This is a genomic window from Streptomyces sp. NPDC006235 (assembly GCF_040613735.1).
GTDB lineage: Bacteria > Actinomycetota > Actinomycetes > Streptomycetales > Streptomycetaceae > Streptomyces.
Map to the genome: position 1 here is coordinate 260,013 of NZ_JBEXSR010000007.1, position 11,674 is coordinate 271,686.

12 protein-coding genes are annotated in these 11,674 nt (G+C 70.0%); 7 read left to right on the forward strand and 5 right to left on the reverse strand.

All coding sequences use genetic code 11. The features are described 5' to 3' along the window. Positions 1–205: 205 nt before the first annotated feature. The gene (locus tag ABZ192_RS12155; RefSeq protein WP_306967594.1) at positions 206–418 is read left to right on the forward strand and encodes a hypothetical protein; all 213 of its coding nucleotides are present in this window, start codon (positions 206–208) and stop codon (positions 416–418) included. Positions 419–457: 39 nt separating this feature from the next. Here the strand turns inward: ABZ192_RS12155 and ABZ192_RS12160 are convergent, their stop codons facing one another. Next, positions 458–1,159 (reverse strand): methyltransferase domain-containing protein, encoded by a 702-nt coding sequence (locus tag ABZ192_RS12160; RefSeq protein ID WP_356924402.1) that lies wholly within the window; start codon positions 1,157–1,159, stop codon positions 458–460. A gap of 83 nt (positions 1,160–1,242) precedes the next feature. Next, the gene (locus ABZ192_RS12165) at positions 1,243–1,842 is read right to left on the reverse strand and encodes a DUF3043 domain-containing protein (protein ID WP_356924403.1); all 600 of its coding nucleotides are present in this window, start codon (positions 1,840–1,842) and stop codon (positions 1,243–1,245) included. Between the two features lie 336 nt (positions 1,843–2,178). Here ABZ192_RS12165 and ABZ192_RS12170 point away from each other — a divergent pair, with 336 nt between their 5' ends. The 5 genes from ABZ192_RS12170 (at position 2,179) to ABZ192_RS12190 (ending at position 8,788) form a co-directional block, all read left to right on the forward strand. Continuing rightward, positions 2,179–2,964, forward strand: coding sequence for a PspA/IM30 family protein (locus ABZ192_RS12170; RefSeq protein WP_356924404.1), 786 nt, complete (start codon positions 2,179–2,181; stop codon positions 2,962–2,964). Between the two features lie 23 nt (positions 2,965–2,987). Continuing rightward, positions 2,988–3,266 (forward strand): hypothetical protein, encoded by a 279-nt coding sequence (locus tag ABZ192_RS12175; RefSeq protein WP_356924405.1) that lies wholly within the window; start codon positions 2,988–2,990, stop codon positions 3,264–3,266. Positions 3,267–3,625: 359 nt separating this feature from the next. Continuing rightward, positions 3,626–4,843, forward strand: a complete 1,218-nt coding sequence (locus tag ABZ192_RS12180; RefSeq protein ID WP_356924406.1) for a histidine kinase — start codon at positions 3,626–3,628, stop codon at positions 4,841–4,843. Further along, complete coding sequence (locus ABZ192_RS12185; protein WP_356924407.1) at positions 4,840–5,523, forward strand: response regulator transcription factor; 684 nt, start codon at positions 4,840–4,842, stop codon at positions 5,521–5,523. The genes ABZ192_RS12180 and ABZ192_RS12185 overlap by 4 nt, the downstream gene beginning before the upstream one ends. A gap of 160 nt (positions 5,524–5,683) precedes the next feature. Beyond that, positions 5,684–8,788, forward strand: a complete 3,105-nt coding sequence (locus ABZ192_RS12190; protein ID WP_356924408.1) for an efflux RND transporter permease subunit — start codon at positions 5,684–5,686, stop codon at positions 8,786–8,788. 53 nt (positions 8,789–8,841) lie between these two features. On the opposite strand, the gene ABZ192_RS12195 is transcribed toward ABZ192_RS12190, so the two are convergent. Both ABZ192_RS12195 and ABZ192_RS12200 read right to left on the reverse strand, forming a co-directional pair. After that, positions 8,842–9,039, reverse strand: a complete 198-nt coding sequence (locus ABZ192_RS12195) for a DUF397 domain-containing protein (protein ID WP_356924409.1) — start codon at positions 9,037–9,039, stop codon at positions 8,842–8,844. Beyond that, positions 9,018–9,863, reverse strand: coding sequence for a helix-turn-helix transcriptional regulator (locus ABZ192_RS12200; protein WP_356924410.1), 846 nt, complete (start codon positions 9,861–9,863; stop codon positions 9,018–9,020). Before ABZ192_RS12200 ends, ABZ192_RS12195 begins: the two co-directional genes overlap by 22 nt. Positions 9,864–10,032: 169 nt before the next feature. On the opposite strand from ABZ192_RS12200, the gene ABZ192_RS12205 reads away from it, so the two are divergent. Then, on the forward strand, positions 10,033–10,329 hold the full coding sequence (locus ABZ192_RS12205; protein ID WP_356924411.1) for a hypothetical protein: 297 nt from the start codon (positions 10,033–10,035) through the stop codon (positions 10,327–10,329). Between the two features lie 34 nt (positions 10,330–10,363). Here ABZ192_RS12205 and ABZ192_RS12210 read toward each other — a convergent pair. After that, positions 10,364–11,674 (reverse strand): tetratricopeptide repeat protein (locus tag ABZ192_RS12210; protein WP_356924412.1); only part of this gene is annotated, 1,311 nt, incomplete at its 5' end.

Sequence of the window (11,674 nt, forward strand, 5' to 3'; positions counted from 1 at the left end):
GCACAGGGAACATGCGTGACGGAGACGTCCCTATAGGGGCGCGGGGAACTGCGCGCCCAGCCCACGGTGGCCCGCACGCGCCCACTGACGTGCACCTCCGACCACATATCCCGCCCAACCCAGCGGAGCGCATAGGCTCGGGTCAGGAGCCGGACCAAGATCCGGCTTCCGCTGTGCAGTGTGCTCACACACATGGGAGGCGTACATGGCGGCATGGACGTGGCGGTTCGAGAAGACCGACGGGACGGAGGTCCAGCCCGCGGTGCCGCCGGAGGAGTTCCCCACCCAGGGGGACGCCGAGTCCTGGATCGGGGAGCACTGGAAGGCCCTGAAGGAAGGCGGTGCCGACCAGGTGCGGCTGTTCGAGGACGCCACGGAGATCTACGGGCCGATGAGCCTGCACGCGGCCGACGCGTGAGCCCGGGCGGGGGCCGACGGCCCCCGCCCCCAGGCGCTGTCAGCCGCGCACGCCGCACAGGTGCAGCAGCGCCGCCACCCCGCGGTACGGATCCGTCCGCCCGGCCTTCTCCTCCACCGCGAGCAGTGTCTCCACGTCGGCCGGGACCTCGGCGCCGTCCGCCGCCGTGTCCGTGAACACGCGCACCCCGTACCAGGCGTGCAGCGGCGCCCCGATCCCGGCGAGCGTCGACGTCAGGTCCTTCAGCCGGTCCGCCCGTACGTCCAGTCCCAGGCGGTTGCGGTAAGCGGTCGTGTCGAAGGCGGCCAGCGCGCCCGCCCAGTCGCCGGACAGCCCCGGCCGGATCGCCAGCGCGTCCCCGTTGCGCACGAGCAGGGACAGCAGCCCGCCGGGCGCGAGCATCCGGGCCAGGCCCGCCAGCAGCGGGTCGGGCTCCTCCACGTACATCAGGACGCCGTGGCACAGGACCACGTCGAAACTGCCCGGCAGGAAGTGCACGCCGGTGTCCCGGCCGTCGCCCTCGATGATCCGCATCCGCTCCCGGATGCCCTCCGGCTCCCCGGCGAGGGACTCCCGGGCCACGGCGATCATCTTCGCGTCCTGCTCCAGGCCGGTCACCTGGTGCCCGGCCCGGGCCAGCCGCAGCGCCTGCGTGCCCTGGCCCATTCCCACGTCGAGCACCCGCAGCCGCTGCCCCACCGGGAACCGCCCGACTATCTGCTCGTCCAGCTGCCGGGCCACCAGCTCCTGCCGGACGACATCGCGCAGCCCGCCCAGCTTGTCCAGCCAGGCATCCGCCGCACCCCCGGAGAACGACGTCGCGGTCAGGGCCGCTCTCCGCGCTTGACCTGCGGCTTCGGCAGCCGGAGCCGGCGCATCTGGAGCGAGCGCATCAGGGCGTAGGCGACCGCTCCGCGCTTGTTCTCGTTCGCGAAGCGCTCGTTGAGCTGCTTCTTCAGGCGGAACGCCGTGACGAACGAGTCGAGCACGATCAGCACGATCACGACGAGCCACAGCAGCAGCGCGATGTTCTGGAGCGCGGCCACCCGCACCATGCTCAGCACGAGGATGACGACGGCCATCGGCAGGAAGAACTCCGCGATGTTGAACCGCGAGTCGACGAAGTCGCGCGCGAACCGGCGGACCGGTCCCTTGTCACGCGCGGGAAGGTACCGCTCGTCGCCGCTCGCCAGCGCCTGGCGCTGCCGCTCCAGCGCGCTGCGGCGCTCCTCGCGCTGCCGCTTGGCCGCCTCCTTCCGCGTCATCGACGTGTTGGCGACGCTGCGGCGCTGGGACTGGGCCTCACTGCGCTTGGGCGTGGGCCTGCCCTTCGGGGCCTGCGGGTCGCGGGGCTGCTTGGAGAAGTTCACCGGCGCCTTGTCGGCGGCCTGGGCCTTCTCATCCTTCGAACGGCTACGGAACACAAAACCCAAGGGTAAGGGCTTCCCGGGCATGGACCCCAGTCCCGCGGGGAACGATCCGGCAACACCAGTCGTCAGTAAGGGGACAGAGGGGACGTTGTGTACGCACCCGGTCGTTCCCGGGACGTGCGGCTCCGGTTACCCGGGGTATCCCGGGTTACCCCGGGGACCACCTACTCCCTACGCCGGAGCGGGAGCGTACTCAGTCGTCCTTGGGGATGAGCGCATCCGTCCCCGAACAGTGCGGTAATGGATGCAGGGCCCGTACTGTGGGTTCTGTCGCAGGTGCTGGAGCCGGAGTCGGTCAGAAGGGGGCGCGCGAAGCCCATGAGCGGTGTCATGAAGCGTATGGGGATGATCTTCCGCGCGAAGGCGAACAAGGCCCTTGACCGGGCCGAGGACCCGCGCGAGACCCTCGATTACTCGTACCAGAAGCAGCTGGAACTGCTCCAGAAGGTCCGCCGCGGCGTCGCCGACGTGGCGACCTCGCGCAAGCGCCTGGAACTCCAGCTCAACCAGTTGCAGTCCCAGTCCACCAAGCTGGAGGACCAGGGCCGCAAGGCGCTCGCGCTGGGCCGTGAGGACCTGGCCCGCGAAGCGCTGTCCCGCCGTGCCGCCCTCCAGCAGCAGGTGACCGACCTGGAGACCCAGCACGCGACGCTCCAGGGCGAGGAGGAGAAGCTCACCCTCGCGGCCCAGCGGCTCCAGGCCAAGGTCGACGCCTTCCGCACGAAGAAGGAGACGATCAAGGCGACGTACACGGCGGCCCAGGCGCAGACCCGGATCGGCGAGGCCTTCTCCGGCATCTCCGAGGAGATGGGCGACGTCGGCCTGGCGATTCAGCGCGCCGAGGACAAGACGGCCCAGCTCCAGGCCCGCGCCGGCGCGATCGACGAGCTGCTCGCCTCCGGTGCCCTCGACGACCAGTCCGGGATGCACAAGGACGACATCCAGGCCGAGCTGGACCGGCTCTCCGGTGGTACGGATGTAGAGCTGGAACTGCAGCGGATGAAGGCCGAGCTGGCCGGAGGTTCGAGCGGTGGGCAGCAGGCCCTCGAAGGTGGCACGAGCCAGCAGCAGTCCCAGCAGCAGCCGCAGGACACCCCGCGCTTCGACAAGCAGTAGGGGCCCACGCCTAGGAGGGCGACATGATCGTACGGATCATGGGGGAGGGCCAGGTGAGGCTGGCCGACAGCCACCTCGCCGAACTGAACAAGCTGGACGACGAGCTCCTGGCGGAAATGGAGAACGGCGACGGCCCCGGCTTCCGCCGCACCCTCCAGGCCCTGCTGGCCAGGGTCCGAGACCTGGGCGAACCCCTCCCGGACGACTCCCTCGAACCATCAGAACTGATCCTCCCGTCCCCGGACGCGACTCTGGAGGAAGTCAGGGAACTCCTGAGCGACGACGGCTTGATTCCCGGCTGACTTAGGGCCTGTCGTTTGGATCACGCCGCAGACGCGGGGTCTGCACGCGCATCTGCGGCGTTGTCGTCGGTTGCCGATGCTCCGCATCGACGCCCTCCTCCGCCTTGCAGCTGCACGCACCAGACCCCGTTCACCGGCGCTGATCAGCGCTGTCGGTTCCCTGCGATCTGATCCAAACGACAGGTCCTAGCTGCGGGCAGTCGTGCCGCGAGGGGCGGCACGGGTGGGCGCAGCGGCACCCCGCACCGCCGGGCTGCGCACCCACCCGCCCCCAGCTTCCACGCCGAGCACCTCACAACCGGCCTTCCGGCCCCGGCCGCCATACCCCCGCACACCCACCCCGGCTACCGTGAACCCCCGTGAGCACCCTCCAGCGGGCCAAATGCCAGGCAAAGGCACATCCCCTGGCCATGGACGCCGTCCTGGCCGCAGCCGTCCTGGTCTGCATGGTCGCCGGTTCGTTCGTAGAACCCCGCCACCGCGACAGCGTCAGCTGGGCCCTGCGCACCCCCGACACCCTCAGCCTCGTCCTCATGGCACTCGGCGCCGCCGCCCTGGTCTTCCGCCGCCGCGCCCCGATGACCGTCCTGGCCCTCACCGGCGCCGTCTCCGTCATCGAATCCGTCACCGGCGACCCCCGCGCCCCCGTCGCCATGTCCGCGGTCATCGCCCTGTACACCGTCGCCTCCACCACCGACCGCCCCACCACCTGGCGCGTCGGCCTGCTCACCATGACCGTGCTGACCGGCTCCGCCATGGCCGCCGGCAGCCTGCCCTGGTACGCCCAGGAGAACCTCGCGATCTTCGCCTGGACCGGCATCGGCGCCACCGCCGGCGACGCCGTCCGCAGCCGCCGCGCCTTCGTCCAGGCCATCCGCGAACGCGCCGAACGCGCCGAACGCACCCGCGAGGAGGAGGCCCGCCGGCGGGTCGCCGAGGAGCGCCTGCGCATCGCCCGCGATCTGCACGACGTCGTCGCCCACCACATCGCCCTGGTCAACGTCCAGGCCGGCGTCGCCGCGCACGTCATGGACAAGCGCCCCGACCAGGCCAAGGAGGCCCTCGCCCACGTCCGGGAGGCCAGTCGCTCCGCCCTCAACGAACTCCGCGCCACCGTCGGACTCCTCAGACAGTCCGGCGACCCGGAGGCCCCCACCGAGCCCGCCCCCGGCCTGGACCGCCTCGACGAACTCACCGGCACCTTCCGCAACGCCGGCCTGCACATCGAGGTCGCTCGCGCCGACCAGGACACCACCCTCCCCGCAGCCGTCGACCTGGCCGCCTACCGGATCATCCAGGAGGCCCTCACCAACGTGCAGAAGCACGCCGGGCCGCAGGCCAAGGCAGAGGTCAGCGTCGTACGGGTGGGGCCGAACATCGAGATCACCGTCCTCGACGACGGCGGTGGCGAGGACGAGGATCCGGACGGCGGCGGCGGGCACGGGCTGCTCGGCATGCGCGAACGCGTCACCGCCCTGCGCGGCACCCTCACCACCGGTCCCCGCTACGGCGGCGGTTTCCGCGTCCATGCGATCCTGCCCGTCAAGAACCGCACACCCGGGGAGGACCCCGCATGACGATCCGTGTCCTGCTCGCCGACGACCAGGCGCTGCTGCGCAGCGCCTTCCGCGTACTGGTCGACTCCGAGCCCGACATGGAGGTGGTGGGCGAGGCCTCCGACGGCCTGGAGGCGGTGCGGATGACGAAGGAGCAGCGCGCCGACGTCGTCCTCATGGACATCCGGATGCCCGGCACCGACGGTCTCGCGGCGACCCGCATGATCAGCGCCGATCCCGAGCTCGCGGACGTCCGGGTGGTCATCCTGACGACGTTCGAGGTCGACGACTACGTCGTACAGTCGCTGCGCGCCGGTGCCTCCGGCTTCCTCGGCAAGGGCTCCGAACCCGAGGAACTGCTGAACGCCATCCGGATCGCGGCCGGCGGCCAGGCCCTGCTGTCCCCGGCGGCCACCACCGGCCTGATCTCCCGCTTCCTCGCCCAGGAGGACCCGGCCGACGACGACCGCGACCCGGCCCGCGGCGAGCGGCTCGACTCGCTCACCGTCCGGGAGCGCGAGGTACTGGTCCAGGTCGCGGGCGGCCACTCCAACGACGAGATCGCCGAGCGTCTGGAGGTCAGCCCGCTGACGGTGAAGACCCACGTCAACCGGGCCATGGCCAAGCTGGGCGCCCGGGACCGGGCCCAGCTCGTGGTCATCGCCTACGAGTCCGGCCTGGTCCGTCCAAGGGTGGAGTGAGCTCGACCCCGGCGTACTGCGGCCGGAGTATGCGCCGCATAAGGAACGGGACCTGGGGCCTACGGATCGGGCCCCGGCGATGGCTCAGGGTGTAAGGGCGGGCGCTCATCTGCGCGCCCGATGCCGCTTCTGCCGCTAAACAGAAGAGAGACCCTGACCCATGTCCTGGCTGTCGAGATTCAGCCTCGCGCAACGGGCCCTGATAGGGCTGATGTCGATCATCGCGCTCGTCTTCGGGGCGATCGCGATACCCCAGCTCAAGCAGCAGCTGCTGCCCACCATCGAACTGCCCATGGTGTCCGTGCTGGCGCCGTACCAGGGCGCGTCCCCGGACGTGGTCGAGAAGCAGGTCGTCGAGCCCATCGAGGACAGCCTCGAAGCCGTCGACGGCATCAGCGGCGTGACCTCCACCGCCACCGAGGGCAACGCCGTGATCATGGCGTCCTTCGACTACGGCAACGGCACCGAGCAGCTCGTCGCCGACGTCCAGCAGGCCGTCAACCGGGCCCGGGTCCAGCTCCCGGACGACGTGGACCCGCAGGTCGTCGCCGGTTCCACGGACGACATCCCGACCGTCGTCCTCGCCGTCACCTCCGACCGGGACCAGCAGGCCCTGGCCGCCCAGCTCGACAAGACCGTCGTGCCGGACCTGAAGAGCATCGACGGCGTCGGCCAGGTCACCGTCGACGGTGTGCGCGACCTCCAGGTCGCCGTCACGCCCGACGACGCGAAGCTGGCGAAGGCGGGCCTCACCTCGCAGTCCCTCGCCCAGGCGCTCCAGGCGGGCGGCGCGACCGTCCCGGCCGGCTCCTTCGACGAGGGCGGCGCCAACCGCACGGTCCAGGTCGGCGGCGGCTTCACGTCGCTGCAGCAGATCCAGGACCTGATGGTCACGGGCGAGCCCGGCAAGGGCAAGCCGGTGCGCCTCGGTGACGTCGCCACGGTGAAGCAGCAGGAGGCCCCCGCCGACTCCATCACCCGGACCGACGGCAAGCCCAGCCTCGCCGTCGCCGTCACCATGGACCGCGACGGCAGCGCGGTCGCCATCTCCGACGCCGTCCAGGACAAGCTCCCGGACCTGCGGGGGGACCTCGGCTCCGGCGCGACCCTCACGGTCGTCAGCGACCAGGGCCCGGCCGTGTCGAAGTCCATCAAGGGCCTGACCACCGAGGGCGCGCTCGGCCTGCTCTTCGCCGTCCTGGTGATCCTCGTCTTCCTGGCCTCGATCCGCTCCACGCTCGTGACGGCGGTGTCCATCCCGCTGTCCGTGGTCCTCGCCCTGATCGTGCTGTGGACGCGCGACCTGTCGCTGAACGTCCTCACGCTGGGCGCGCTGACCATCGCCATCGGCCGGGTCGTCGACGACTCGATCGTGGTCCTGGAGAACATCAAGCGGCACCTCGGCTACGGCGAGGAACGCCGGTCGGCCATCCTCAACGCCGTGCGCGAGGTCGCGGGCGCGGTGACGTCCTCGACGCTCACCACGGTCGCCGTGTTCCTGCCGATCGGCCTGGTCGGCGGCATGGTGGGCGAGCTGTTCGGCTCGTTCAGCCTCACCGTCACGGCCGCGCTGCTGGCGTCCCTGCTGGTCTCCCTGACGGTCGTCCCGGTGCTGTCGTACTGGTTCCTGCGTCCCCCGAAGGGCACCCCGGAGGACGCCGACGAGGCCCGCCGGCTCGCCGAGGAGAAGGAGGCCAAGAGCCGCCTGCAGCGCCTCTACGTCCCGGTCCTGCGCTTCGCGACCCGCCGCCGGCTCACCAGCGTCGCCCTCGCGATCGTCGTCCTGGTCGGCACGTTCGGCATGGCGCCCCTGCTGAAGACGAACTTCTTCGACCAGGGCGAGGTCGAGGTCCTCACCGTCAAGCAGGAACTGAAGCCCGGCACCAGCCTGGAGGCGACCAACGCCCAGGCCAAGAAGGTCGAGCAGCTCCTCGGCGATACCAAGGGCGTGAAGAACTACCAGGTCACGATCGGCTCGTCCGGCTTCATGGCGGCCTTCGGCGGCGGTACGGACACCAACCAGGCCTCGTACCAGGTGACGCTGGACGACTCGGCGTCGTACGAGGACGTCCAGGACCGCATCGAGAAGGGCCTGGCCGGTCTGAAGGGCATCGGCACGACCACCATCACCGCCGGTGACGGCTTCGGCGCCCAGGACCTCAGCGTGGTCGTGAAGGCCGCCGACGCCGACGTCCTGCGCACCGCGTCCGAGGAGGTCCGCAAGACGGTCGCCTCGCTCGACGACGTCACGGACGTCACCAGCGACCTGGCGACCAGCGTGCCGCGCATCTCCGTGAAGGCCAACGACAAGGCCGCCGCGGCCGGCTTCAACGACCAGACCCTCGGCGCCGCCGTCGCCCAGGCCGTCCGCGGCACCAACGCCGCCAAGGCGGTCCTGGACGACACCGAGCGCGACGTCGTCATCCGCTCGGCGAAGCCCGCGACGACGCTGAAGCAGCTCCAGGACCTGCGCCTCGGCCCGGTGAAGCTCGGCGACATCGCGACGGTCAAGCTGGTCGACGGCCCGGTCTCCATGACCCGCATCGACGGCCAGCGCGCGGCCACCATCACCGCGAAGCCGACCGGCGACAACACGGGCGCGGTGAGCACCAAGCTTCAGTCGAAGATCAACGCGCTGAAGCTCCCGGACGGCGCCACGGCGTCGATCGGCGGAGTCTCCGAGGACCAGGAGGAGGCATTCGCCAACCTGGGCCTGGCGATGCTGGCCGCCATCGCGATCGTCTTCATGCTGCTGGTCGGCACCTTCCGGTCGCTGGTCCAGCCGCTGATCCTGCTCGTCTCCATCCCGTTCGCGGCCACGGGCGCGATCGGCCTGCTGATCGCCACCGGCACCCCGATGGGCGTCCCGGCCATGATCGGCATGCTGATGCTGATCGGCATCGTGGTGACGAACGCGATCGTGCTGATCGACCTGATCAACCAGTACCGCAAGCAGGGCTACGGCGTCGTCGAGGCCGTGATCGAGGGCGGCCGGCACCGTCTGCGCCCGATCCTCATGACGGCCCTGGCGACGATCTTCGCTCTGCTCCCGATGGCCCTCGGCATCACCGGCGAGGGCGGCTTCATCGCCCAGCCGCTGGCCGTGGTCGTGATCGGCGGCCTGGTGACGTCGACCCTGCTGACGCTGCTGCTGGTGCCGACGCTGTACGCGATGGTCGAACTTCGCAAGGAGCGGCGGGCGAAGAAGCGGGCGGCGAAGCGGCAGACGAAGCAGGAGGATGTGTTGGAGCCCGTGGGGGTGTGACGGCGTGACGGTGTGAGGACGGCCGGGTCTCGGGGGAGACCCGGCCGTCTCGTTTACGCCTTCAGGGAGTTGACGAACGCGTCCCATGCGGCGGCTGGGACGACGAGCGCCGGGCCGGAGGGGTTCTTGCTGTCGCGGACGGGGACGACGCCGGGGAAGTCCTCGGTGATCTCGACGCAATCGCCCCCGTTGGTGTTGCTGTAGCTGCTCCGGCGCCACCGGGCAGAGTTCAGCTCGAGGGTGTGCTGCATGGCTTGTAGTCCTCCATCGCGTCTCGGATCAGCTCCGCCGAGGCCGCCGGTGGGAGGGCGTTGGCACGCAGCACCTCGTACTGCCGCCGCCACTTCTTCACCGAGTCCCGGTCCTCGTAGAGGTGACCGACTTGGATGCCCTCTTCGTAGGCCATGACGGAACCCTTGGGAAGGGTCAGCAGGGTCAGGGCGCCGCCCATCAGCGAATGGGGACCCGCACTGAAAGGCAGAACCTGGACCTTGCTGTCGGGAGTATCCACCTGTTCGAGTAGCAAGGCCAGTTGGTTGTACCAGCACTCCTTGCTGCCGACCCTGCGTCGGAGGACAGACTCTTCGATGATCGCCCAGCGCAGGGGCGCTTGCTCCGACGCCAGCCGAGCCTGCCGGGACAGGCGGGCGTTGACGCGCTCCTCGATCTGCTCCCTGGGCAGATCCTCCTGGCAGCTGAGCAGCGCGCGGGCGTACTCCTTGGTCTGCAACAGCCCTGGCACGGCCTGCGCTACGTAGTTCTCGATGACCTCCGCCTGCGCCTCGAAGTCCATGAACCGGCGGTACTGGTCCGGATGCGCCTCCCGCTTGGCCAGTTCGTACAGCCCGTGGAAGTGCCGGTCCGTGCCGAACGCCGCGTCCAGCCGGTCGGGAAGGTCCGGCGGAGGCATCAACTCGGCGGTCTCGATGCGGGCGAGGGTGCTCTTGCTGGAGTTCACGATGCCCGCGAGTTGCACGAGGGACAGCCCGGCGATCTCACGGTGACGGCGCTGCTCGGCGCCGAAGTAGTGGCGGGCGGAGAGGTATGGGGTGAGGGCCTGTGGCTTGAATGTCATGGTCTGGCCTCTCTGCTGACGGTGAGGTTGATGTGGATGTCCCGTTCTCGATCCCGGGACGCGGCGCTCCTGTCCGGGACACATGTCACAACGCGACGATGGAGACACACACGGTAATCACCGGTGTTCACGCCTGTCAGCGGAACGGGTTCGAAAGGAGCAGCGGAAGATGATGCGCGACGGAACGGGTGCGCCCCTGAGGTTGCTGCCCTGGACCACTCCGGACGGACGCCCGTGTTACCTGAGTACGGACGACGACGGCAGCCGACTGTCCCGGATGGCCGACGAGTTGGAGGCCGAGCTGCTCGGCTCGGCCGCGTACGTCCTCACGGCGGCCAGGTCGCTCCTCGATGAACCAGCAGTGACTGACAGGGAGTTGAGGTTCACGGGGAAACGACTCGCCGAGGCGCTCGGGGACGCCCTGCGGATCGCGGCGAGCCGGGGTATCCGGCTGTCGGGCGAATGAGCCCGGCGGGTGGTCAGGCAGACCACGTACTCGGTCATGGACGGGCCTGGGTGAGGGCTTGGACCAGGCCAAACCATTGGGCCGTGTGCTGTGAGTCGGGGGAGCGGGTGGCGAGGGTCGCCAGCTCGGAGGTGAGCCGGTTGCGAGTCTCCGGGTCGGCTTCGGATGCCGCCTCGGCGAGGGCGTCCAGGTCCAGGGACTCGGGGGCGCCGGCGAGGAGGAGGGCGGCCTGGTGGTGAGTGGCGGAGGAGAGCTCGTCGTCGAAGACCAAGCCTTCGACGGCGGCGGCATACGCGAGTGCCTGGGCGTCACCGTCGTTCAGAGCGCGGAGGACATGCCGCTGGAGGGCGCCTCGATCGTGGACGCACTGGAACGCGGTGTTGATGCCCTCGGCGCGGGCGATGCGCAGGAGGGCTGCGTGGACGGCGATGCGCGGGGTGACCTTGTGGGTCCGGGTGAGGATGTTCTCTGCGGACTCGTCAAGGAGGGGTTCGCTGTTCTCCTGGAAAAAGCGCTTGGAGTCGTCCCAGCTCTCGCACGCCAGCCAGCTGGAGAGCGCGTCACGGAGGCTCAGGGCCTGAAAGACGGCGTCCATGCCTTTTGAGAGGACCAGTTCCCTGATGCGCTGGTGCTGCTCGGCGACCGGCCAGGCGAGCGCGAACTCCGCCAATGCTGTCGCGGTTTCGTCAGCGCCGAGGGCGTCGGCGTGGCGTGACCAGAAGCTCCGGCTGTCCGTCCAGGTGGGCGAGTTCACCCACTCGACGACCAGGTTCAGAGTGTCCTCCGAGAGTGACAGCCAGTCCGGGGCGGAGGTGCCTGTCTCCTGCCGCCAGAGGTGCTCCAGACACTCGCGATTTTCAGGCGATGTGTGGGTGTGGGCCCGGAGCATTCGCCGAGCGCGCAGGACGATCTCGCCGGGTTGGTCGGCCGACTCGTCGCTGACGATGCGGAGGAGTCCCAACAGACCGGACGTGCGCGTGGGCTCGGGACGTCCGAGCTGGAAGGCCGCACGCTCGTACTCGATCGCGCGTCCGGCGGCCGGATGGGCTTGAGCTAGCCCGGCAGCCGTGTCCGTGTAGGCCTGGATGGCGCCTTGGTGGTCTCCGGTGTCGGCGAGGTGGTTGGCGAGGTTGTTGAGTGAGGTAGCGAGGTGGGGGAGGTAGGCGGCGGGGTTGGTGTGGGTGAGTTGGCGTCGGATGCGTACGGCTTCGTGGGCGGGTTCGAGGGCGCCTTGGTGGTCTCCGGTCCCGGCGAGGTGGTTGGCGAGGTTGTTGAGTGAGGTAGCGAGGTGGGGGAGGTAGGCGGCGGGGTTGGTGTGGGTGAGTTGGCGTCGGATGCGTACGGC